At 55.8% G+C, this 22,708-nt stretch carries 27 protein-coding genes; 22 read left to right on the top strand and 5 right to left on the bottom strand.

Going from position 1 to position 22,708, the window contains the following annotated elements; translation table 11 throughout:
* The first annotated feature begins 83 nt into the window (after positions 1-83).
* The 9 genes from sucC (at position 84) to H573_RS19520 (ending at position 9,954) form a co-directional block, all read left to right on the top strand.
* Positions 84-1,250: an ADP-forming succinate--CoA ligase subunit beta gene (sucC, locus tag H573_RS0108245; protein WP_027873846.1), complete on the top strand. Its 1,167-nt coding sequence runs from the start codon at positions 84-86 to the stop codon at positions 1,248-1,250.
* On the top strand, positions 1,250-2,122 hold the full coding sequence (gene sucD, locus H573_RS0108240) for a succinate--CoA ligase subunit alpha (protein WP_027873845.1): 873 nt from the start codon (positions 1,250-1,252) through the stop codon (positions 2,120-2,122). Before sucC ends, sucD begins: the two co-directional genes overlap by 1 nt.
* A 143-nt stretch (positions 2,123-2,265) precedes the next feature.
* On the top strand, positions 2,266-2,865 hold the full coding sequence (locus H573_RS0108235) for a TetR/AcrR family transcriptional regulator (protein WP_027873844.1): 600 nt from the start codon (positions 2,266-2,268) through the stop codon (positions 2,863-2,865).
* An 8-nt stretch (positions 2,866-2,873) separates the two neighbouring features.
* Complete coding sequence (locus tag H573_RS0108230) at positions 2,874-4,559, top strand: acyl-CoA dehydrogenase family protein (RefSeq protein ID WP_027873843.1); 1,686 nt, start codon at positions 2,874-2,876, stop codon at positions 4,557-4,559.
* 84 nt (positions 4,560-4,643) lie between these two features.
* A complete protein-coding gene (gene htpG / locus H573_RS0108225; protein ID WP_027873842.1) occupies positions 4,644-6,545 on the top strand; it encodes a molecular chaperone HtpG in 1,902 nt (633 codons plus the stop codon).
* 119 nt (positions 6,546-6,664) lie between these two features.
* Entirely contained in the window at positions 6,665-7,687 is a 1,023-nt protein-coding gene (locus H573_RS0108220) for an NAD(P)H-dependent glycerol-3-phosphate dehydrogenase (protein WP_027873841.1), read from the top strand.
* Positions 7,687-8,163 carry a phosphohistidine phosphatase SixA gene (gene sixA, locus H573_RS18960; protein ID WP_051171129.1) on the top strand — a complete coding sequence of 159 codons (477 nt, stop codon included), beginning with the start codon at positions 7,687-7,689 and terminating at the stop codon, positions 8,161-8,163. The genes H573_RS0108220 and sixA overlap by 1 nt, the downstream gene beginning before the upstream one ends.
* 4 nt (positions 8,164-8,167) lie before the next feature.
* The gene (locus H573_RS0108210; RefSeq protein WP_161624249.1) at positions 8,168-9,037 is read left to right on the top strand and encodes an alpha/beta fold hydrolase; all 870 of its coding nucleotides are present in this window, start codon (positions 8,168-8,170) and stop codon (positions 9,035-9,037) included.
* A 404-nt stretch (positions 9,038-9,441) separates the two neighbouring features.
* Positions 9,442-9,954, top strand: a complete 513-nt coding sequence (locus tag H573_RS19520; protein WP_154653865.1) for a hypothetical protein — start codon at positions 9,442-9,444, stop codon at positions 9,952-9,954.
* A 29-nt stretch (positions 9,955-9,983) separates the two neighbouring features.
* On the opposite strand, the gene H573_RS0108195 is transcribed toward H573_RS19520, so the two are convergent.
* Both H573_RS0108195 and folE read right to left on the bottom strand, forming a co-directional pair.
* Complete coding sequence (locus tag H573_RS0108195; protein WP_161624248.1) at positions 9,984-10,991, bottom strand: 1-aminocyclopropane-1-carboxylate deaminase/D-cysteine desulfhydrase; 1,008 nt, start codon at positions 10,989-10,991, stop codon at positions 9,984-9,986.
* A 161-nt stretch (positions 10,992-11,152) separates the two neighbouring features.
* Positions 11,153-11,695: a GTP cyclohydrolase I FolE gene (gene folE / locus H573_RS0108190; protein WP_267878901.1), complete on the bottom strand. Its 543-nt coding sequence runs from the start codon at positions 11,693-11,695 to the stop codon at positions 11,153-11,155.
* Between the two features lie 148 nt (positions 11,696-11,843).
* On the opposite strand from folE, the gene prmB reads away from it, so the two are divergent.
* From prmB to H573_RS0108165, 5 genes are all read left to right on the top strand, one after another.
* The gene (gene prmB, locus H573_RS0108185; protein ID WP_027873835.1) at positions 11,844-12,755 is read left to right on the top strand and encodes a 50S ribosomal protein L3 N(5)-glutamine methyltransferase; all 912 of its coding nucleotides are present in this window, start codon (positions 11,844-11,846) and stop codon (positions 12,753-12,755) included.
* 112 nt (positions 12,756-12,867) lie between these two features.
* Positions 12,868-13,965: a chorismate synthase gene (gene aroC / locus H573_RS0108180; RefSeq protein ID WP_027873834.1), complete on the top strand. Its 1,098-nt coding sequence runs from the start codon at positions 12,868-12,870 to the stop codon at positions 13,963-13,965.
* Positions 13,966-13,976: 11 nt separating this feature from the next.
* A complete protein-coding gene (locus H573_RS0108175) occupies positions 13,977-15,131 on the top strand; it encodes an MFS transporter (protein ID WP_027873833.1) in 1,155 nt (384 codons plus the stop codon).
* Positions 15,132-15,193: 62 nt separating this feature from the next.
* Entirely contained in the window at positions 15,194-15,625 is a 432-nt protein-coding gene (locus H573_RS0108170; RefSeq protein ID WP_027873832.1) for a hypothetical protein, read from the top strand.
* A gap of 20 nt (positions 15,626-15,645) precedes the next feature.
* The gene (locus tag H573_RS0108165) at positions 15,646-15,852 is read left to right on the top strand and encodes a hypothetical protein (RefSeq protein ID WP_027873831.1); all 207 of its coding nucleotides are present in this window, start codon (positions 15,646-15,648) and stop codon (positions 15,850-15,852) included.
* A gap of 10 nt (positions 15,853-15,862) precedes the next feature.
* Here the strand turns inward: H573_RS0108165 and H573_RS0108160 are convergent, their stop codons facing one another.
* Positions 15,863-16,387, bottom strand: coding sequence for a glycine cleavage system transcriptional repressor (locus H573_RS0108160; protein ID WP_027873830.1), 525 nt, complete (start codon positions 16,385-16,387; stop codon positions 15,863-15,865).
* A gap of 104 nt (positions 16,388-16,491) precedes the next feature.
* Here H573_RS0108160 and H573_RS0108155 point away from each other — a divergent pair, with 104 nt between their 5' ends.
* The 3 genes from H573_RS0108155 to tusA all read left to right on the top strand — a co-directional run bounded on the left by H573_RS0108155 (position 16,492) and on the right by tusA (position 17,358).
* Entirely contained in the window at positions 16,492-16,800 is a 309-nt protein-coding gene (locus H573_RS0108155) for an MTH1187 family thiamine-binding protein (RefSeq protein WP_027873829.1), read from the top strand.
* Between the two features lie 20 nt (positions 16,801-16,820).
* Positions 16,821-17,042 (top strand): YheU family protein, encoded by a 222-nt coding sequence (locus H573_RS0108150; protein WP_036256161.1) that lies wholly within the window; start codon positions 16,821-16,823, stop codon positions 17,040-17,042.
* Between the two features lie 73 nt (positions 17,043-17,115).
* A complete protein-coding gene (gene tusA, locus H573_RS0108145) occupies positions 17,116-17,358 on the top strand; it encodes a sulfurtransferase TusA (protein ID WP_027873827.1) in 243 nt (80 codons plus the stop codon).
* On the opposite strand, the gene H573_RS17545 is transcribed toward tusA, so the two are convergent.
* Positions 17,348-18,028 (bottom strand): hypothetical protein, encoded by a 681-nt coding sequence (locus tag H573_RS17545; RefSeq protein WP_051171126.1) that lies wholly within the window; start codon positions 18,026-18,028, stop codon positions 17,348-17,350. The genes tusA and H573_RS17545 overlap by 11 nt on opposite strands.
* 123 nt (positions 18,029-18,151) lie before the next feature.
* Here H573_RS17545 and H573_RS17540 point away from each other — a divergent pair, with 123 nt between their 5' ends.
* The 4 genes from H573_RS17540 to H573_RS0108120 are packed head-to-tail and all read left to right on the top strand — an operon-like array spanning position 18,152 to position 21,267.
* Positions 18,152-18,649, top strand: coding sequence for a gamma-glutamylcyclotransferase family protein (locus tag H573_RS17540; RefSeq protein WP_084497991.1), 498 nt, complete (start codon positions 18,152-18,154; stop codon positions 18,647-18,649).
* Positions 18,642-19,226: an elongation factor P hydroxylase gene (locus H573_RS17535; protein WP_051171124.1), complete on the top strand. Its 585-nt coding sequence runs from the start codon at positions 18,642-18,644 to the stop codon at positions 19,224-19,226. The genes H573_RS17540 and H573_RS17535 overlap by 8 nt, the downstream gene beginning before the upstream one ends.
* Positions 19,223-20,122 carry a 5'-3' exonuclease gene (locus H573_RS17530; protein ID WP_051171123.1) on the top strand — a complete coding sequence of 300 codons (900 nt, stop codon included), beginning with the start codon at positions 19,223-19,225 and terminating at the stop codon, positions 20,120-20,122. The genes H573_RS17535 and H573_RS17530 overlap by 4 nt, the downstream gene beginning before the upstream one ends.
* A gap of 2 nt (positions 20,123-20,124) precedes the next feature.
* A complete protein-coding gene (locus tag H573_RS0108120) occupies positions 20,125-21,267 on the top strand; it encodes a 4-phosphoerythronate dehydrogenase (RefSeq protein WP_084497990.1) in 1,143 nt (380 codons plus the stop codon).
* Here the strand turns inward: H573_RS0108120 and H573_RS0108115 are convergent.
* Entirely contained in the window at positions 21,233-21,433 is a 201-nt protein-coding gene (locus tag H573_RS0108115; protein WP_027873825.1) for a hypothetical protein, read from the bottom strand. The two genes, H573_RS0108120 and H573_RS0108115, sit on opposite strands and share 35 nt — an antisense overlap.
* Before the next feature lie 137 nt (positions 21,434-21,570).
* On the opposite strand from H573_RS0108115, the gene H573_RS0108110 reads away from it, so the two are divergent.
* Positions 21,571-22,704, top strand: a complete 1,134-nt coding sequence (locus H573_RS0108110; protein WP_027873824.1) for an ATP-NAD kinase family protein — start codon at positions 21,571-21,573, stop codon at positions 22,702-22,704.
* The last annotated feature ends 4 nt before the right edge of the window (positions 22,705-22,708 follow it).

The following is a 22,708-nucleotide window of genomic DNA, read 5'->3' as shown; positions in this document are numbered from 1 at the left end:
CGCAATGTGCAGAGGGAGCGGGCCATTCACTGACAGCGTATTGCCCGCTTAACACTTCCACAGACCGAGATGGTAAATCCAACATGAACCTTCACGAGTACCAAGGCAAACAACTGTTTGCTGAATACGGGCTGCCTGTGTCTAAAGGCTACGCCTGTGATACCCCGGAAGAGGCCGCTGCTGCGGCTGAGAAAATCGGCGGAGACAAGTGGGTTGTAAAAGCTCAAGTCCACGCTGGTGGCCGTGGTAAAGCTGGTGGCGTAAAGCTGGTCAGCAGCACCGATGAAATCAAGGCGTTTGCAGAACAGTGGCTGGGCAAGAATCTGGTTACCTACCAAACAGACGAAAATGGTCAGCCAGTTTCTAAAATTCTGGTTGAGTCTTGCACCGATATCGACCAGGAACTCTACCTGGGCGCCGTGCTTGACCGCGGTACTCGCCGTATCGTCTTCATGGCCTCTACAGAAGGCGGTGTTGAAATCGAGAAAGTTGCCGAAGAGACTCCAGAGAAGATTCTCAAAGCAATCATCGATCCTCTGACTGGCGCTCAGCCCTACCAAGGCCGTGAACTGGCTTTCCAACTGGGTCTGAACCCCACTCAGGTTAAGCAGTTTGTAAACATCTTCTTGGGTCTGGCTAAGCTGTTCCAAGAAAAAGATCTGGCGCTGCTGGAAATTAACCCGTTGGTTATCACCACTGAAGGCAACCTGCACTGCCTGGACGCCAAAGTGGTTATCGACGGCAACGCGGTATACCGCCACAAAGACCTGCAAGCCATGCACGATCCTTCTCAGGAAGACGAGCGTGAAGCGCGCGCAGCTGAGTGGGACCTGAACTATGTTGCCCTGACCGGTAACATTGGTTGCATGGTAAACGGTGCCGGCCTGGCGATGGGTACTATGGACATCGTATCCCTGCACGGCGGTTTCCCTGCTAACTTCCTCGACGTAGGTGGCGGCGCGACCAAAGAGCGCGTTACCGAAGCCTTCAAAATCATCCTCGAAGACAGCAACGTTAAAGCCGTATTGGTTAACATCTTTGGCGGTATCGTGCGCTGTGACCTGATCGCCGAAGGTATTATCGGCGCAGTGAAAGAAGTGGGTGTGAGCGTACCAGTAGTTGTACGTCTCGAAGGTAACAATGCCGACCTGGGCTCTAAGTTGTTGTCAGAGTCTGGCTTGGACATCATCGCGGCAACCAGTCTGACCGACGCGGCTCAGCAGGCTGTTAAAGCAGCGGAGGGTAAATAATGGCTATTCTGATCAATAAAGACACCAAGGTTATCTGCCAGGGTTTCACCGGTGGTCAGGGTACCTTCCACTCTGAGCAAGCGATTGCCTACGGCACGAAAATGGTTGGCGGTGTTACGCCAGGCAAAGGCGGCACTGAGCACCTGGGCCTGCCCGTGTTCAATACCGTTAAAGAAGCCGTAGAAGCGACTGGCGCGGAAGCGTCTGTTATCTACGTACCTGCGCCATTCTGCAAAGACTCCATCCTGGAAGCGGCAAACGCGGGTATCAAGCTGATCGTATGTATCACCGAGCACATCCCCGTACTGGACATGCTTGAGTGTAAAGTGAAGTGTGACGAGCTGGGCGTTCGCCTGGTTGGTCCTAACTGCCCAGGTGTTATCACTCCGGGCGAGTGCAAAATCGGCATCATGCCTGGCCACATTCACTTGCCAGGTAAAGTGGGCATCGTATCGCGCTCCGGTACACTGACCTATGAAGCTGTTAAGCAAACCACCGATTACGGTTTCGGCCAATCTACTTGTGTAGGTATCGGCGGTGACCCGATCCCGGGCTCTAACTTCATCGACATTCTGGAAATGTTCGAGAAAGACCCCGGCACTGAAGCGATCGTTATGATCGGTGAAATCGGCGGTACTGCAGAAGAAGAGGCGGCAGCCTACATCAAAGCAAACGTAAGCAAGCCAGTGGTTTCTTACATTGCCGGTGTGACTGCACCTCCAGGCAAACGTATGGGCCACGCTGGCGCCATCATCTCGGGCGGTAAAGGTACTGCCGATGAGAAGTTTGCGGCACTTGAAGATGCAGGCGTTAAAACCGTGCGCTCACTGGCGCAAATCGGTGATGCACTGAAAGAAGTTACTGGCTGGTAAGATCGGCCGTAACGCTAAGAGGGCGGCTTCGGCCGCCTTTTTTGTGTCTGCTTATTTTGCGGCTTGAACCCGACCAATCGCCTTCAAGTCGTGCTTGTGTTAAAAAGTGAACTATGATTCACTCCTTGTGGTGAGACAGTGCTATGGCTTACAGAGAAACGCCACCCATCGCCAAACGTAAGGCCGAGTTGCGTGAGCGGCTGCTGAAAAGCGCCGAATCACTGGTAAGGGAAGGGGGCTTTAAAGCGTTGACCATTCAAGCCCTCGCCGCCGATGCGCAGGTGAGCGTGGGGTCGGTCTACCGGTATTTCAAAAACAAGGACCAACTGGCAACGGAGGTTTTCTCCCATGCCAGCCGCCGCGAAGTGCGCGCTGTTGCCGATGCCCTGGAGGGGGTTGGCGATGCGAGGGGGCAAATCGTCGCTGGCACGCGTTGTTTTGCCGAGCGCGCATTTATGGCGCCCCAGTTTGCCTGGGCGTTGATCGCCGAGCCGGTCGACCCAGCCGTGGATGAGGCGCGCATTAATTTTCGCCGCGACTACACCGCGCTATTCGAGAAAGTGGTCAAACGCGGCGTAGAGGGCGGAGAGTTTTGCCAACAACCACCGGCGCTGGTAGCACCTGCACTGGTTGGTGCACTGGCAGAAAGTTTGCTCGGGCCGTTGGCAGAGTCCGAGCGCAGTAGCGACATGATTGATGAACTTTGCCTGTTCTGCTTGCGAGCGGTGGGGGCGAAAGATTAGGAGGGCTTATGGAGCCGTTGAAGACACAAAACCCCAGTAGCGTTGACGCAAATAACACCGTGAATACCCACTCGGTGTTCAACCAATCGCAAGCGCTGGAAAACACCAACCTCTTCGACGACGACATCGCCCTGCAGCAGGCGCTGACCAGCTATGCGCCCAGCGCAGATGTCGATGCGCTGCGCCACTATGGTCAACGCTGTGGCAGCGCCGAGGTGATTGCTTGGGGCTTTGACGCCAATGAGCAAAAGCCCCAGTTCGACAGCCACGACCGCTTTGGTCATCGCGTAGATGAAGTGCGCTTTCACCCCTCGTATCACAAGCTGATGAAAATGGCTTTGGAGCAGGGCATTCACGCGATGCCCTGGCAGGGCGACATTGCCCAAGCCCACACACAGCGTGCTGCTTATAGCTATATGCAAAGTCAGGTTGAAGCCGGACACGGCTGCCCGCTGACCATGACCTTTGCCTCGGTGCCTACCCTGAATCTCACGCCGAGTATCGCCAAGCAATGGTTGCCCAAAGTGCTGGCGCGGGGCTATGAGCCCGAGATCAAGCCCTATTTTGAAAAGCAGGCCGTCACCATTGGCATGGGCATGACCGAGAAACAGGGTGGCAGCGATGTGCGTGCCAACACCTCGGTCGCCCGCGCTGTTGGCGCTCAAGGGCCGGGTGAGCTCTACGAAATTACCGGCCACAAGTGGTTTTTATCCGCGCCGATGTGCGATGCCTTTTTAATGCTGGCACAGTCGGCGGGCGGCTTGAGCTGTTTTCTGGTGCCGCGCTGGCGAGCGGATGGCGAGAAGAACTCGTTGTTTGTGCAGCGCCTAAAAAACAAGATGGGCAATGTTTCGAATGCCTCCTCAGAGGTCGAAATGCGCGCCGCTCAAGGTTGGATGGTCGGCGAGGAAGGGCGGGGCGTTCCCGCCATAATAGAAATGGTCGCCTTGACCCGATTCGATTGCATGGTGGGCTCTACCGCGGGCCAGCGCCAAGCCGTTGCCCAGGCCGCGCACCACGCCAGTCAGCGTGAAGCCTTTGGCAAGCGCTTAATCGAACAGCCGCTCATGCAAAATGTGCTGGCAGACCTGCAGTTGGAGGTAGAGGGGTCGTTGGCCATGACCTTGCGCATGGCCGCCGCGCTGGACGCTAACACCGACGAGGAAAAGCTGCTGCTCCGCTTGGGTTGCGCAGTAGGGAAGTTTTGGATCTGCAAACGCACACCTGGCCATGCCTACGAGGCTATGGAGTGCCTCGGCGGCAATGGCGTCATCGAAAATTGCATTATGCCGCGTTTGTACCGCGAGGCGCCGATCAATGCGATATGGGAAGGCTCAGGGAATATTCAGGCGCTGGATGTGCTGCGCGCCTTTAATAAATCGCCCGAGGTTCAGCAGCGCTGGTTTACTGAACTGGAACAGGTTCGCGGTCAATCGGCAGTGCTGGACCAGAGTATCGATGCGCTGCGGCAATCGCTGGCGGATCGCGATGGTGTTGAATACGCCGCGCGCCGCTTGGTTGAGCAAATGGCGCTGTGTCTGCAAGCAGCGTTATTGCTGAAAAATGGCGACCCTGTGGTGGCGGAGGCCTTTATCGCCTCGCGTTTGCAGCAGCCCCACGGCGTTTATGGTTGCCTACCCAAAGGCGTGGATGTGGCACATATTGTTCGCCGTATTTTACCCGAACGTCTGTAAAGGTCTTGAAATCGGACAGCCTGTCCCCATAAAGCTTACACGTCCCGCTGGGCGAACGATAAATTAGCTTTACAGGTGATAGGCATGTCCACAGCAGAAAAAGAAACTCTGGGATTTCAAACCGAAGCGAAGCAGATGCTTCAGCTGATGATCCACTCCATGTACAGCAACAAGGAAATTTTCCTTCGCGAGCTGGTTTCTAATGCTTCCGATGCGGCTGACAAGCTGCGCTTTGAAGCGCTTTCCAATGACAGCCTGTTTGAAAACGACCCCAATCTTCGTGTGCGTGTAGAGGCCGACAAAGAGGCCGGCACGGTTAGCATTAGTGATAACGGCATTGGTATGAGCCGTGAGGAAGTGGTGGCCAACCTCGGCACTATCGCCCGTTCAGGCACCGCAGAATTTTTGAAAAATCTCAGCGGCGACAACAAGAAAGACTCGCAGCTCATCGGTCAGTTTGGTGTGGGTTTTTACTCGGCCTTTATCGTTGCTGAGCGCGTGGAAGTATTCACCCGTCGCGCTGGCGCCGATGCCTCGGAAGGTGTGCACTGGGAGTCGACTGGCGAAGCCGACTTTTCCATTGAAAGCTGCGAGCGTGCCGAGCGTGGTACCAAGGTGGTACTGCACCTGCGCGAAGAAGACAAAGAGTTTGCCGATGATTGGCGACTGCGTTCCATCATCAAGAAATACTCTGATCACATCAGCATTCCCGTAGAAATGCTAAAAATGGTTACCGCGGAAGAGGGTGAAGAAGCCCCCGAGCCAGAGTTTGAAAGCATCAACTCCGCCACAGCGCTCTGGACGCGCCCACGCAACGAAGTGAAGGACGACGAATACCAAGCCTTCTATAAGCACGTGAGCCACGACTTTGCTGAGCCGCTCACCTGGAGTCACAACAAGGTTGAAGGCAAGCTGGAATACACCAGCCTGCTATACCTGCCATCGCAGCCACCGATGGATATGTGGAATCGCGACGCGGCGCGGGGCGTTAAGCTCTATGTGCAGCGCACCTTTATTATGGACGACGCCGAGCAATTCCTGCCGCTATACCTGCGCTTTGTAAAAGGTGTGGTGGACTCTAACGACCTGTCGCTCAATGTATCGCGCGAAATTCTTCAGCAAGACCCCGCTGTGGATGCAATGAAAACGGCGCTTACCAAGCGCGTGCTGGACATGTTGGGCAAACTGGCGAAGAACGATACTGAGAAATACCAAACGTTCTGGAAGGCCTTTGGTCAGGTATTGAAAGAAGGCCCGGCTGAGGACTTCAGCAATCGCGAAAAGATTGCCAAGCTGCTGCGCTTTGCCACCACCCACGATGACAAGGCCGAACAGCTGCACTCGCTGGAAGACTACGTAGCACGTATGAAAGAGGGGCAGGAGAAAATCTACTACGTGGTGGCTGAAAACCATCGCACCGCGTCCAGCAGTCCCCATCTGGAAGTGTTCCGCAAGAAAGGTATTGAAGTCTTGCTGCTTTCTGACCGCGTCGACGACTGGCTGATGAATCACCTCGCTGAGTTCGATGGCAAAGCCTTCCAGGATGTTGGCCGCGGCCAGCTGGACCTCGGAGAGCTGGAAAACGAAGACGAGAAAAAAGCGCAGGAAGAACTGGCTGAAGAGCACAAAGACCTGATTGAGCGCGTTGCCAAGGCGCTGGGTGAAAAGGTTGAAGAGGTGCGCGCGACGAGCCGATTGACCAGTTCGCCAGCGTGTCTGGTAGTGGGTGACCACGATATGGGCGCGCAGATGCGGCGTATCCTCGAAGCCGCTGGCCAGGCGCTGCCCGAGTCCAAGCCGATTTTCGAGCTGAACCCAGAGCATCCGCTGGTGCAAAAGCTGGACAAAGAGCCCGATGAAGACCGTTTTGCCGACCTTGTCGACATTCTCTTTAATCAGGCGCATTTGGCCGAGGGCGCGCAGCTGGAAGACCCTGCAGACTACGTTAACAAGCTGAATAAGCTGCTGCTGGAGCTCAGCGCCTAGCGTAAGCACAAGAACCACAGTGAATAGAGCGGCGCTTCGGCGCCGCTTTTTTTTCGACGCCGTTCTTCATCGCCGCAGCGCAATGATAAACTGCATGAAAAACAACAAGCGGAGCCGCAATGACGGACAAGCATAAAGTAGCCATAGTGGGTGGGGGTAGTTTCGGTACGGCAATCGCCAATATTGTTGCCGATAACGGTCATGATGTGTGCCTGTGGATGCGCAACGCCGAGCGCGTCGCCGAGGTGAACGAGCAGCACAGTAACAGTGCTTACCTGCCCGATATTTCCCTGAACCCCGCCCTGCGCGCCAGCACCGATCTGGCCGAAACCGTAACGGGCTGCGACGTTGTATTCGTTGCCGTGCCCAGCAAGTCTTGCCGCGATGTGGCTCGCCAACTGGCGCCGTTATTAGTCGACGGCACTATGGTGGTCAGCACGACCAAGGGTATCGAGGTCGACAGCAATGAACTGATGAGCGAAGTTTTGCGAGAAGAGCTGGGCAACGTCAGCATCGGCGTGATGAGTGGGCCAAACCTTGCCAAAGAGTTGGCAGCGCGGGAAATTACCGGCACGGTTATCGCCAGTGCTGATGAGCAGCTTACTCAGTGTATTCAAGACCTGCTGCAGTGCTCGTATTTTCGTGTATACGCCGGTAGCGATATCTACGGGGTGGAGCTGGCCGGTGCCCTGAAAAACGTCTACGCCATCGTCGCGGGTTTGGCCGCGGCACTGGGCGTGGGCCACAACACCATTAGTATGCTGGTTACCCGCAGCTTGGCGGAAATGAGCCGCTACGCCGTGCAAAAGGGCGCTGACCCCTTAACCTTTTTGGGCCTGGCCGGTGTTGGCGATTTATTCGTAACCTGTACCTCGCCACTGAGCCGCAACTACCGCGTGGGTTATGCGCTGGGGCAGGGGCGGGATCTGAACGAGGTCGTCGCTGAGCTTGGGCAGGTGGCGGAAGGGGTTAATACCCTCAAGCTGCTCAAGCAGCAATCTCAGCAGCTGGATATTTACATGCCGTTGGTCAATGGTTTGTACGCCATCATTTACGAGGGCAAAACCGTGCAAGAAGTGATTGGCGATATGATGTGGGCGGAGCAAAACCGCGACGTTGAATTTGCAGTGCAGAAAAGCTGATGGAAATAGTCTTAATTCGTCACGGCGCGGCATCGTGGGATGCCGCCACCGATATGGAACGCGAACTCACCGAGCGCGGCATTGCCGAAGTTGAAGCCGCGGCGCAGTGGCTCTGCCAACAAGATTGGCGTCCCGAGGAAATCTGGGTCAGCCCCTACCGCCGCGCCCAGCAAAGCGCTTCCATTATCAATGCCGATTGGCAGCTACCCCAGCGCAATAAAGCCTGCCTGACGCCGGATAACCGACTCGAAGACCTCGATAATATGCTGGCGACGTTTCGAGGTGAACGTCTACTGCTAGTGGGCCACAACCCGTTGCTCAGTAATGTGCTTGCTCATTGGCAGGGCGAGTCACAATCCTATTGGGGGCTGCAAACTGCCAGTATGGCCCGCGTTGACGCCGAGGTGTTTGCCCCGGGTTGTGGCAACTTGCAATGGCTGCGTCACTATCCGAATTACGCTCACAATGGCCGCTAGTGCTATGACGACTGTCTCAGCAGAATCGCTCAGTTTTGAGGTGGAAGGTCTGCACATAGCCGCGCAAGCCTGGGGCCAGGTCGATGGTATTCCAGTGCTTGCCCTGCATGGTTGGTTGGACAATGCCGCCAGTTTTGCCGCCATTGCCGAGTATCTCCAGCAGCAGGGCAATCCGCTGCGCATTGTTGCGCTCGATCTGCCCGGCCACGGGAATAGCGATCACAAACCGCCGTCGGGTAACTACGCCATTTGGGACGATCTGCGAATTATCTGCGGTGTGGCCGAACAACTCGGCTGGTCCCAATACAGCCTGTTGGCCCACTCGCGCGGTGCGATGATCGCGGCGCTGCTGGCGGCGGCTATGCCAGACAATATTCGCGCGGTCGTCTGCATCGACGGCTTGCTGGCCGACCCGCAAGCGGGTGAAGAATTCCCCAAACAGCTGCAGCGCTATCTAAACGGGTTTTCCAACCAGGGCCGACCGCCACGCGCGTTTGATACCCTGGAAGACGCTGCCGCCGCGCGTATTAAAGTAATGCCCATGAGCAAGCGTTCGGCTCGTGCCATTGCCGAGCGCGGTACCTATCAGGGTGACGACGGCAAATTTTATTGGCGCAGCGATCGCCGCCTTGCACTCGCCTCCCCCCATAAACTGACCGCAGAGCAATGGCGGGCCGTGCTGCAAGGCATTCACGCGCCGCTGCTGTTTATCGCCGCCAAACAGGGCTTTGGCCAGGAAATACTCGCACTAAGCGACGCCAGACCGAAAGCCTTTAGCACACTGGATGTTGATGGCGACCATCACTGCCATATGGATAGCTGCGTTGAGGAAGTGGCTGAGGCGGTTAGGGAGCATTTTCGTCTCTCGTTTTAATGTACGGGCTGTACCTTGATTCGTATACAGGGCTAGGTTGTTCATTTGCATAAATAGCTGAGTGGAATCACCCCAAACAATAGGTGAGCGACGAGAAATGGAAGGGACGAACAGTATTCCAGTGGTGGGTTCTTCAGATTGGTTTGGCGCGATTATTATCGCAATTGGCGAAAAATTGGGTGAGGGTAAAAACAATGCTTGGGCCTATCAATCCGGAAAGTGTCTTTACAAGCTCCGGCGCTGTCAGTATCACTTACGAAAGATTGAGGCGATATATTCGACTATTGAAGAGATGTCTCCAGATCGCTTTCCCATAAAAATCGGCGTTAAGGGGGGGGCGGCCCGTCGATGAGCTCTTCTATTCGTACTATGAAGGCCCGCTAGCTGCGGAGCTGTTTTTTACAGTGGATGGCTTTTTCGAAGCGTCGAGATCATGCATCGATTTTAGTTTAGATATGCTCGGCAGTGCGGGCATGTTGAAAAACCCTCCAAGCTCAATGAGGAAAGCTATTAAAAACTTGCATCGTCATCGACGAGAATCTGGTGACCAGTTTGCTGATGCGATGTCTAACTTATGGATGACTTGTGGTAGTTCCGCAAAAAACTACAGAGATTGCTTTGCACACTATGCAGCACTATCAGGGGTGCAATGGGCGCTCGCTATTAATGTTAAGTGCGAAGGCGATGTAACAAGCGCTAGACTGTTTTTACCAGACAATCCAACGGCAAATAAGAATACACTTTTTACTTATAAGGACAATGTGGATGCTAAGGAAACTGCTGCCAAGATAACGGCGGAGATCGAGCAGTATATTCAGACTATTCTTATTTCTACGGCTCAAAAACTTCAGATAAATGGAAACGTTTCAGTAAAAATGCCCCGCGTACAGCATAATGTCGCTGTCGGTACATGGTAGCAAGCGAGGTAATGGAGCCTAGATCCTTTTCATTCCAATTTCTCTGAAATAACTCTTTCAACCGGCCGCGAATTAAACGTGTGCCAATATAGCTGTACCTCAGTACTTTGCCTTGCGGCGTCTAAAAACGCCGCTGCCGCTTTGGCAGTATAGGTTTGATCCAGGGTAATGCCGCATTCGGCGAACTTGTCCGTGGCGCTGCTTCCCGCTTTGGTGGCCACGCCGTAGCCATCGCCATAGTAACTGTCGATCAGTTTGGCGGTGGGTATTGTTGGCAGTGAGACGCCTGCTTTTGTCAGCGCGGCGCATGTTTGCCTGATGAGTTGATTTACCGTGGCAGGGGTGCAGGTGGGAATGATGCCAAAGTGGGAAGGGGCGACCCTTATGCCAATAATATCGCTTTCTATGCCTGCTAGCGCAGCGCCAATAGTTAAGCCCGCAAGGGTGGCTGAGGAGCCAACGGGCACGAAAATCTGGCTGGGCAGTGGACACTGGCCGGTGTCGATTTGCTGCTTCAATTCAAATGCCGCGTTGATAAAGCCCATGGTTCCGGCAACGTTGGAGCCGCCGGCAAACAGAAAGTAGTGGCTGCGTGACAGGCGCTTGGGGTGAAGGTAGTAATGCCGCACGGTATTGGCGAGTGAGCCACAAAATTGTAGCTCGGCGCCAAAGTGTCGCATTCGCGCGAGGTTGTCGCGCACGGTGGTAGAGGGCGGTTGTTCAAATAACAGCACCGTGCAACGCAGGCCCAATTGTTGGCACAGCATGGCGGTGGCAACGCCGTGGTTGGTACCCGTGGCGCCGAAGGTGATTACATGCGTTTTGCCACGCGCCAGAACATCGGCCAAGATAAATTCCAGCTTGCGGAGTTTGTTGCCGCCATACACCGCGTGGGAGAGGTCGTCGCGTTTAATCCATGCATTGCTGCCAATTCCGGATACTGGTTCAACCGGCGTGGGTAGGTCAGCGAGGGGTAGCCAGGGTAGGGCGCCGTTCAGTTGCGGGTAGCTGTCGAACAAGGGTCTTGTAGTGGTCACGCTATTTTTTGTCTCGTTCTGGGGTGTTATACAAGACAGAGAATAGCTGTTTGGCTCCGTCGCGGCGACGCATACCGTAATTTGGTCAATGATGTGGCAATAAAAAAGGGCCATTCCGGCCCTTTTATTTTCCTTGTTGCCCTGTGGGCCAAAGCAACGCTTTATTTGATCAGCGACATAAACTCTGCCCGCGTGGCGGCGTTGTCTTTAAACACGCCCAACATGGCGCTGGTGCGCATAACGGAGTTTTGCTTTTGCACGCCGCGCATCATCATGCACATATGGCGGGCTTCAATGATCACGGCAACGCCTTCGGCGCCAGTCACTTCTTGTACGGTTTTAGCGATCTGTGTGGTCAGGCCTTCTTGAATTTGCAGGCGGCGAGCATAGAGGTCGACAATGCGAGCCACCTTAGACAGGCCCAAAACTTTGCCGTTGGGAATGTAGGCAACGTGGCATTTGCCGATGAAGGGCAGCAAGTGATGCTCGCAGAGCGAGTAGAGTTCGATGTCGGAGACCACCACCATTTCATTGGCGTCGGATTCAAACAGTGCGTCGTTCACGACTTCGTCAACACTCCGACGGTAACCCTCGGTAAGGAACTCAAAGGCTTTTGCCGCGCGCTTAGGCGTGTCGAGTAGGCCGTCACGCTCCAGGTCTTCACCAATTTCCTTGATGATCTCTTCGAATGCTTTTTCCACCAGCTTCTCTTTTATGTCTCTATAAACGAGCCGCAATGGTATCAGAGCCCTTACGCTTTCCCAAGCATGCTGGGCAGCGCTTTGGGCGCAGTGTAAACTTCGCGCTGGTAATTTTTGCTTGCTAAAAACGGGTTTATAGAAGGGCGCTGCGGTGGCACACAACAATGAGATTTGCCAACACCTGACCACGGTTCGGGATTATATTCGCTGGGGTTTGAGCGAATTCAGCCGCGCTGGATTGTTTTTTGGTCATGGCACTGACAATGCCCTGGACGAGGCGCGGTTGCTGGTGCTTCACGCCCTGGAGCTACCCTTCGATAGCTCGGACGCGTTCTTGGATGCCACCTTGCTGCCCAGTGAGCGCGAGCAGATTGTGCAGCTGCTACAGCGCAGAGTGGAAGAGCGTTTACCCGCCGCTTATTTGACCCATGAGGCGTGGTTTGCCGGGCTGTCATTTTATGTGGATGAGCGAGTACTGGTACCGCGCTCGCCTATTGCAGAACTGATCGAAAACGGTTTTGAACCGTGGTTAGCGAGCGAGCCCCAGCGCATATTGGACCTGTGCACCGGCAGCGCTTGTATTGGTATTGCCTGCGCCTACGCCTTTGACGATGCTGAGGTAGATGTTGCGGATATTTCTGGCGATGCGCTGGATGTCGCCGGCATCAATATTGCCCGCCACGAACTCGGCCACAGGGTGAAGGCTATTCACTCCGATGTATTTAGCGGCTTGCAGGGGCAGCGCTATTCCCTGATCGTTAGCAACCCGCCTTACGTAGACGCCAGAGACCTCGCGGAAATGCCGGCGGAATATCACCGTGAGCCCGCGCTGGGGTTGGCGTCGGGGGAAGATGGCCTGGACCTGACCCGCCGAATCCTGCGCGAAGCGGCCGACCATTTGGAAGAGGGTGGTTTGCTGGTGGTCGAGGTGGGTAATAGCTGGGTGGCACTTGAGCAGGCCTACCCGACATTGCCATTTACCTGGCTGGAGTTCGAGCGCGGCGGTCACGGCGTGTTTGCGCTGACCCGAGAGCAGTTGGTAGAGGCCGCGGATAGCCTCTGACTCAGGCGCCGCTTTCACGTATAATTCAGGCGCTGTTTGTCGCGCTTTGTAGAGTAATGATTTTCGGCTCGGCAGTATTGTCGGCCCTATTGTCCCAACGCAGGATTGTTTCATGTCAGGTAACACCATCGGTAAGTTGTTCACCGTCACCACCTTTGGCGAAAGCCACGGCCTTGCCTTGGGCGCAATTATCGATGGCTGCCCGCCGGGGCTGGCAATTTCCGAGAGTGATTTGCAGCGCGACTTAGACCGCCGCAAGCCCGGCACCTCGCGCTATACCACCCAGCGCCGTGAAAACGATGAAGTGAAAATTCTGTCTGGGGTTTTCGAGGGAGAGACCACCGGTACCTCTATTGGGCTGTTGATTGAGAACCAGGATCAGCGCTCGAAGGACTACAGCAAGATCAAAGACCGTTTCCGCCCCATGCATGCTGACTACAGCTACGAGCAAAAATACGGTCAGCGTGACTACCGCGGTGGTGGCCGTTCGTCGGCGCGCGAAACCGCGATGCGAGTCGCTGCCGGGGCAATCGCCAAAAAGTATTTGGCGGAGCATCACGGCGTGCAGGTGAGGGGGTACTTGTCGCAGCTGGGGCCGATTAAGGCAGAAAAACTCGACTGGGATATTGTTGAAGAGAATCCTTTCTTTTGCCCGGACGCCGATAAAATTCCCGAAATGGAAACCTATATGCAGGCGCTGCGCAAATCCGGCGACTCTGTAGGGGCCAAAATTTCGGTGGTGGCCAGCGGTGTGCCGGTGGGCCTGGGCGAGCCAGTTTTCGATCGCTTGGATGCCGATATCGCCCATGCCCTCATGGGTATTAATGCGGTGAAAGGGGTTGAGATTGGCGCCGGTTTTGACTGCGTAGATGCCCGCGGCAGCGAACACCGAGACGAGCTCACCCCTGAAGGCTTTACCTCAAATAATGCCGGTGGTGTGCTGGGAGGAATTTCCAGTGGGCAGGATATTGTTGCCCATATGGCGCTGAAACCGACATCGAGCATTTTGATTCCCGGCCAAACCATTAACCAGCAGGGCGAGGCTGTGGACGTGATCACCACCGGCCGCCACGACCCCTGTGTGGGCATTCGCGCGGTACCTATCGCCGAAGCGATGCTGGCGATTGTGCTGATGGACCACCTGTTGCGCAATCGTGGCCAGAATGCCGATGTTCAGTGCCAAACACCGGTGATTCCGGCGCGCCGCTAGGCTAGGCGACTATGGCGCAGGCAGTGCCGTATTGGCGGCTTTCCGCCTTTTACTTTTTCTACTTTGCCCTGTTAGGCACATGGTTGCCGTATTGGTCGCTGTACCTGAAGTCGCTGGGGTATTCCTCTGGCGAGATCGGTATTCTCTCCGCGCTGGTGATGGTCACCAAGGTACTGGCGCCCAACTTATGGGGCTACCTGGCTGACCGCTATGACTGCCGCACGCGAATTATTCGCCTGGGGGCGCTGCTGGCGGTTATCGCCTTTGGCGGGGTGTACTTCCGGCAGGACTTCTACTGGCTCGCCGCCGTGGTGGTGGGCTACAGCTTCTTTTGGAATGCGGTGCTCTCACAGTTCGATGTGCTAACACTCAGTCATTTGAGCGGTCAGCATGGCCGCTATTCATTGATCCGTTTGTGGGGCTCGATCGGTTTTATCGCCGCGGTATTGGCGGTGGGCGCCTGGCTGGACCACCACCCCATTGTGCATCTGCTGTACATCATTACCGCATTGTTGTCGGCTATTTGGCTGGGTAGCTTGCTGGTGGCAGAAAACTCCGAGGGCTTAACGCGGGGCGATCGCAGCCCCGGTTCGCTGATGCGTATTTTAAAGCAGCCAGCGGTGATTGCCTTCTTTGCCACCAGCTTTCTGCTGCAATTCTCGCACGGGCCGTACTACACCTTTTTTAGTATTCATTTGGAAACGCAGGGCTATAGCAAATCGGCAACGGGGATGTTGTGGTCGTTGGGGGTGTTCGCCGAAGTGTTGCTGTTTATGGGTATGCACCGGTTGCTGGAGCACTTTAGCCTGCGCCAGATTTTGATCGCCAGCCTGGCGCTAACGGCGTTGCGGTGGTGGTTAATTGCTGAATTTGTCGAGTCAGTAGCCATTTTGGTGTTTGCCCAGTGTTTGCACGCGGCCAGTTTTGGCAGTGCTCACGCCGCCGCTGTCGAAACCATACGGCGGTTTTTTACCGCTCACCATGGCCAGGGTATGGCGCTGTACAGTGGCTTGAGCTTCGGCGCTGGTGGTGCCTTGGGCGCGGTATTGAGTGGTTACGCCTGGGATATTAGCCCGGCCCAGTGTTTCTGGGTGGCCAGCGGCGCAGCGGCGCTGGCGGCAATAATTGCCTGGCGCTATTTTGAGACGCCGGACACGCCTCGCTAAGTGCGTCGTCGCGTCGGCGGCTTTGCAGCGGTAGACTGAAAGAAAAAGTCGGAAGATCAACTATGGCTCAAGAATCCGTCGTTTACGGCTGCATTACGGATATGTTGTTTGTGCGAGACGGTGTCGATTTGCAGGAACGCCGCGAGGTGAATCAGCAAATTACTGATACCTTACCCTCGGCCGAAGACTGGCCTTTACTGTGTCGGGAAATGTTTTCCGTGCCGCGCCGCGCCGTGGAGTTTGGCGACTGCCAAACCGATGTCATTCACTTTGGCAGTTCCTACAAGGCGATAGAGCACGAGTGGGATGCATGGCTGCGTTTATTTGAGAAAATGCTTAGCAAAATGTATTGGGTGTCGGCAACGGTGCACCTGCAAACGGCCTATAACGGTACACATACCTTTGTATGGCAAGCCGAAGGGGATTACCATGCCCCCGGAGATGACTCCGGTCGCTTGCGTTGTGAGTGGCTGCGAGAGGACAGTTTTGCTTAAGCGAAGAGGGTTTGCCGAAGGTGGCTGAGTGGTTTGTGCTGTTTAAACGCTACCGTACTCCGGTGCTGGCGGTGCTGGCAACAGTGATGCTGGTGTGTTCAGCGGTGTGGAGTTTTGACGTACCGTGGAGTGAAGTACTCGGCTACTTGCTGGTGTGCGTACTGGGGGTGGCGGTGATCGTCGCGGCGGCGACCGCGACGGTGTTTGTGATGAAAAAACTGCGTTGAGCGGCCGTTACTAGGCTCGCTCAATATCGATGTCGACACTCAGCTGTTCGGCAATCTCTTCCAGGGCGTCGTTCAATTCATCCAGGTCACAACCGGCGGGTAAGTCCGCTTTCACGTGGGCGTCGAACAGTGCCTCGCCACTCATCGGCGCACTGGTGATATTCGAACTGAGTTCGGTCACATTGATCTGGCGATCTTTCAAGGCGCGGCTTACTTCCCGTACAATTCCCGGCCGGTCGTTGCCCACAATATGCAGTTGGCAGCAGTGTTGTTCGGCGCCGCCGTCGCTGGTATCGGCGCTGTCATCAATGGTGACTTGAATGCCATCGGTGCTGAGCGCGCGCAGGGCGCTGATCAGGGCATCGCGCTGATCGCCAGCCACATTTACGCGGCCGATGCCGGCAAACTGGCCCGCCAATTGTGTCATTCGGCTTTCCTGCCAACTTCCACCGACACTGGCAATTGCGCTGGAAACCAATTCAACCAACCCGGGTCGGTCCTTGCTGATAAAGGTAAAAACAACAGACGTATTCAATGGTAAATCCTGTAAGTATAGAGACACGTTATAGCAGTAACGATACGATATCTGCTTGAACATATCATCAGCGATGGCTGCTGAGTAGGCCGGTGGGTTAAGAAATGCATGTACATGTGGAACTCTGTGTAATACCGCTCAATGTCGGCGAGTCGCTGTCACCGTATATTGCTGAGTGTCAGCGAATTTTTGAAGACAGCGGCCTGACTTACCAGCTGCATGCCTTTGGCACCAATGTTGAAGGTGAGTGGGAGGCGGTGATGGCGGCGGTGAAACTGTGCCATATGCGCATTCACGAGATGGGGGCGCCGCGTATCCACAGCCAGTTAAAAATTGGCACGAGGGTGGACAGAGCGCAGAGCCTACAAGACAAAATTGACAGTGTTGCCGGCATTCAAGGTAGTGAACGCTGAGCAGACTTAACGAGGTTGGAATGGCAGATTATTTGGAAATCCCCTGGCAGAAACTAAGCGAGGATGCCTTTGAGGGCATGCTGGAGGAGCTGGTTAGCCGCGACGGCACTGACTATGGCGAGCGCGAGCTGAGCCAGGAAGAAAAAATCGCCCAATTGCGGGCGGCATTGAAAAGTGGCCAGGCGTTTATCGCCTTCTGCGCCGAGACCGAGAGCTGGTCTATTTTGCCGCGCCGCCCCTAAGCTGCGTGTTGATTTTTAGGGCCACGCCGCCACAATACCTCGCCATTTGCCCGCATACAGAGTTGAGTAAGACATGACGAAGGTTGATCACAATCTGGATACCAGCGGTTTAACCTGCCCCGAGCCGGTAATGATGCTGCACAATAAAATTCGCGATATCGCGGCCGGTGAGGTGCTGGAAATCCTGGCAACAGATCCGGCGACGACCCGCGATATTCCTAAATTCTGCGCCTTTCTTGGTCACGAGCTTATCGACCAGCAGCACGAAGGCGAGCACTACCGTTATTGGGTGCGCAAAGCCCCTCCTAGTGCTTGATCAGACTGTGTAACGCGCGCGCCGTCATTTCGCCGCCGCGTTTTATTTGATTGGCGATATGGTATTGGAAGTAGTAGCGCAGGCCCTCCGCTTCGGTTGCCGGATAGAGGCAGGGGTCGCCCGGCAGAACCGGGTGCTGGGTGATTTTTTCAGGGTCGGCGATCATCGCCTGCAGGCGCCCACCAGGGAGCAACTGCCAACTCACTACCGGCTCTAATTGAAACTCGTGGTCATCGTTTAGCAGAGCGGCGTGGCTGCCTATCAGGTCGGGAATTTCTTGAATTACGCCACTGTCGCTGGATGCCTGCTTGGGGCATAGGCTGTCCAGTATGGCGCTGTGGTGGGCGGGCATCACATCAAAGCGCTGCTCTGCAATGGGGTCAAAGTAACCCTGAGATAAACCCGTTTGGGCATCGTTGAGCTCGCTGCAGCGAGCAACGCCGTCGAGCCAGGGCACTAGGGCCACGTCTTCGCCGTTATCAAGCCGTGCCCAACATAAGATGCGCAGGGCATAGAGTTTATCTGTGGAGAGTGCGTGATGAGCGTATAACAGGCAATAGCCTTGAAATTCCGGTGATACCGCGACGATGCTCGGCTCGGTGCGGGCGGCGTTGGTAGGGAAGGGCAAGATCTGCGCCGAGGGGGTATTGCCTAGGTTACGTGTAGCCATGATGCATCCTCACGTAGCGGGGGCGATCACTTAGCGGCTGACGCGCCAAGCGCGGTGCTATCCCTTTCTGATAAAATTACCTGTAGTTTCCCCTTTTGCCAAGTTTTTCTGGATAGTCTTGCAGTGAGCAGTTGTTACTACTTCGCCTATGGCTCAAATATGAACCCGGCCCGAATGCGTGCCAGGGGCCTTGATTTCCTTAGCGCTGAGGCGGCGCGCCTGACGAATTTTGTGCTGTGTTTTAACAAGGCGGCGCACAATAATCCCGGTGTTGCCTACGCCAATGTGGTGCCTGCCCACGACCAACACGTTGAAGGTGTGTTGTACCGTTTACAGGGTCAGGGCGATATTGCCTTGATGGATCACTACGAGGGGACGCCTGTGCGGTATAGCCGCGAGGTGCTAAGCGTACAGACCATCGAGACAACCCAGAATGCATGGGTGTATATGGCGAATCCGGCTTACATCACTCGCGGCTTGCTGCCGCAGAGCCGCTATATTCAACACTTGCTTGCCGGCGCTGAGTTTTTGAGCGAAGGCTACCTGGAGTGGCTGCAGCAACAGCCTTGTCATCAAGTAAAAGACGGCTGCCCGCAGCGCGGCTTGCAATATAATGACTGAGGGGGCTATACACGCGGCTGCCGTTGCACCCGCAGTTGCACCCGCAGCAGATCAGCGTATCGCCGAGGTGTTTGCTAGGTGCTTTGCACGCAGCGAAAACTGCCTGCTGTGCGGCGGCGCGGACGAGCCCCTATACCAGCCGGCAAGCGGGGGGCAGGGCAATACGATTTTTTACCGCGACGACTTTGCTCGCAGTGCCCTCCATGAGGTCGCGCACTGGTGCATTGCCGGCGAGCAGCGCCGAAGCCTGTTGGACTATGGTTATTGGTATGAGCCCGATGGCCGCAGTGCTGAGCAGCAACAGCAGTTTGAGTTAGTAGAGCGCAAGCCCCAAGCGCTAGAGTGGTTCTTTTGCTTGGCCTCTGGCCTGCCTTTTGCGCTGAGTATTGATAATTTAGATGCAGCGCCGGGCGATAATTTTTCCTTCGCCCTGGCGGTGTGGCAGCAAGCCCGCAGGTATTTGCGCGAGGGTTTGCCCGGTCGAGCGGCAAGCTTTCAGCAGGCGCTGGCCGTTGAGTTTGGCGGGATCGGGGCGCCGTCTGAGCGCGATCTATCTTTGGCGGCATTGTGGCGATGACAGCGCGCCTCTACTGCCTGGATGCATCGATCTATATCTTTCGCGCCTACTTCTCTCAACCAGCGAAATTTTATAGCGAGCAGGGTTACTCGCTGCATGCGGTGCAGGGCTATTTGACGTGTTTGCTGCGGTTTTTGCATGCCGAGCAGCCGAGTCGGGTGCTGGTGGCCTTTGATGAAAGCCTGGGACAGGGCTTTCGTGAGACCTTGTATAGTGGTTATAAGTCGCAGCGGGCACTGCCGGACGACGAGCTGGCGTTTCAACTGCGCTGTTGTCGCGCCGTTTCGGAGGCGCTGGGTCTTGCCTGCTGTGCTGATGAGCAATTCGAGGCGGATGACCTGCTAGCGACTGCGGCGAGCGCCGCGCAGCAGCGGGGCGACGCGGTAACAGTGTTAAGTCGCGATAAAGACCTGGCGCAAATTCTTCGCAGCGATGCCGATCGCCTGCAGGATATTGGCCGCGATGCGCAGACTCGCCTAGCGTGGCAAACGGAAAAAGGCGTGAATTGCGAGGCCTTAGCCGATTATCTGGCGGTGGCGGGCGATCGTGTAGATGGTATTCCCGGTTTGCCAGGAGTGGGGGAGGGAACCGCGAAGGTGATATTCCAGCATTTCAGCTCACTCGAGGCGATTTTTAACAACCTTGATGCGCTGGCCAGTTTGCCTGTGCGCGGTGCCAAAGGCCTTGCTCAGCGATTTTCGCAACATCGGGACGCGCTGTTTCTCTACCGTCAGCTCACGCGGCTGCGCCGCGATGTGCCACTGGACGAGCGCTGTCTACAGGGGCTGCGTAACCCGGCAGAGGTATCTGCAATTGGCGCGGCCAGCGGCGGTTTGCCCGAGGCGCTTATCGAACGTTTATTGGCGCGGTATTCACGCGCTTTAATTTGGGGATAGTTGTGCTGCCACTCAAGATATTGGTCGACGAGAATGTGCCCTACGCCGACGCTATGTTCGCGCCCTTTGGCGAGATTCGCCGTTTTGCAGGGCGCAGGCTCTCTGCGGCGGAGCTCGGAGGCGCCCAGGCGTTGATTGTGCGGTCGGTCACCAGGGTTGATCACGCCTTGCTTGCCGGCAGTCAAATTAAGTTTGTTGGCTCCTGTACCATTGGCGCAGACCACCTGGATATGGATTATCTGGCGCGCAGCGGTATTGCCGCTTATACCGCCCCCGGTTGCAATGCCAATTCGGTGGCGGACTATGTCATCAGCGTTATCTGTGCCTGCAGTGATCGCCTGGAGGTATTGCGACAGGGCGGACGAGTCGGGCTTGTTGGCTTTGGGAATGTGGGTCGAACGGTTGCTGAGCGTTTGGCGCGCCTGAGCATCGATAGCGTGGCTTACGACCCTCTGCTGGCCCGAAGCAGCGACCCACACCTGAGTACGCTCGACGAGGTACTGCGTTGTGAGGTGATGAGCGTGCATGCGCCACTAACTACCGGCGGTCACTACCCGAGTTATCATATGCTTACGGCGAAGCAGCTGAGCGGTTTGCCGAATGGGGCGTTATTGATCAGCGCTGGCCGCGGCGGAGTGATAGCAACTCACGACCTGTTGGCTCTCAAGCAGCAGCGCCCGGATATTCATTTGGCGATGGATGTCTGGGAAGGCGAGCCCAGCGTCGATAAGCGCTTGGCGGATTTATGCTTGATCGCAACGCCGCATATCGCTGGCTACAGTCTCGACGGTAAAGTGGCTGGCACGCGAATGATTGCCGAGCGCTTAGCAGGCTATGTGGCAGATATTGGCAGTGGGGAGCTTGACCTGCCTGAGGTGGCGCTGCCGCGCCCGAGTATTGATTTGAAGGCCGAGGGTGACAACGCGCTTTTGCGCGAAGCGGTTGCGGCGGTGTACGACGTTTGCGCGGACGACAAGCGGTTTAGAGAGAGCCTGTGGGCTGAAGATCCCGCCAAGCAATTTGATGCGTTGCGCAAGCACTACCCGGAGCGTCGGGAGTTTGCGTTTTGCGACTACCGGGGAGCGGGGAAAGCGCTGAGCGCAGCGCAGCTTAACTTGCTCGCTGCTTTGCAAGGTAGCAAATAAATTCGTCGTCGCTGCCGCTAAGTGCATCGAGGCAGGATTCAACTTTGTGAGCGTCGATGGGGATTTCCCGGCCGTTATCATCGATCAACCATGCGCCGTAGCGTTTTTCAAAGCGCTCCTGAGCGGCGTGGCTGGGCGAGTTTGCTGTGGGGTTGTTTCTGGGCATAGCGAAAATCCTAAACGTTTATTCCAAGGTTAGTTGTACCAAGGGTAAATGCAAGTTATGACCGCCATGCTATGGCGCCGCAGTATTGGCTGTCTCTAAGTATTGGCCGCAGATCGCGGCAGAAGTTGAGGTAATAGATGTTTAAGCTGGGCTTGATCGTTAACCCCTACGCCGGATTGGGCGGCCCTGAGGGCTTAAAAGGCAGCGATACACTGCCTGACAGGCTGCGCCAATCGGTGGCTGAAGAAATGGCAAATAGCCGTTCCCTGCCAAGAGCTGTGCGCTGCTTGGCTGCGCTAGCGCCCGTGGCGGAGCAGCTTGTGGTGTATGGCTTTGATGGCGCCATGGCTGAACAGGCGTGCCGCGAAGCGGGTCTTAGGTTTACGTCGGTTGGCCGCGCCGAGGCACTGAGCTCAGCGGAAGACACGCGCCGCGCCGCTCAGTGTTTGCTAAGCGAGCAGGTCGATATTGTGCTGTTTGTTGGCGGCGATGGCACCGCCAGAGATATTTACAGTGCCGTGGGTGAGAACCTGCCGGTATTGGGGCTACCCGCCGGAGTGAAAATGCATTCGGCGGTCTATGCCGTTAATCCTCAGGCGGCCGCGGCGATATTGCGGGCGCTGATTGATGGTGACTTGGTGGATATCGGTTTGCAGGAAGTCAGGGATATCGACGAGGCAGCCTTTGCCGAGGGGCGAGTGCGTTCACGTCACTACGGAGAACTGCTGGTACCGCGTTTAGGCGGTTTTCTGCAGCAAGTGAAACAGGGCGGCCGGGAAGTTGAAGAATTAGTGATTGCCGATATCGCTGATGAATTAATGGAAAACTATGACGAGGATTGCCTTTATATTGTCGGCCCGGGCAGCACCACAACCGGTTTTATGGAGGCACTGGGTTTGCCATTTACCTTGCTCGGTTTTGACTTGGTACGCGGCGGTGAATTGCTGCAGGCGGACGCCAATGCCCAGCAAATTAGTGAGGTGATGGATCATCACAAGGGGCCGATAAAAGTGCTGATTACCGCGATAGGGGGCCAAGGGCATATCTTAGGGCGCGGCAATCAACAGCTTACTCCTGCCCTTATTCGCCGTATTGGTCGCGACAATTTTCAGGTGCTGGCGAGCAAGGGTAAGCTGACCGGTTTGGCGGGGCGTCCGCTGCTGGTCGACAGCAACGACGCCGCGCTAGATGCGCAGTGGCAGGGCTTTATTGCGGTAACCACGGGCTATCGCGATCAGGTGATGTACCGCGTTAGTGCCGGCGAGGCATAGCGCG

The organism is Neomelitea salexigens DSM 19753 (genome assembly GCF_000422345.1).
Taxonomy (GTDB): domain Bacteria; phylum Pseudomonadota; class Gammaproteobacteria; order Pseudomonadales; family Spongiibacteraceae; genus Spongiibacter; species Spongiibacter marinus_A.
The sequence above is the reverse complement of the archived record's forward strand: the minus strand, read 5'-3'. Positions and strand labels throughout refer to the sequence as shown.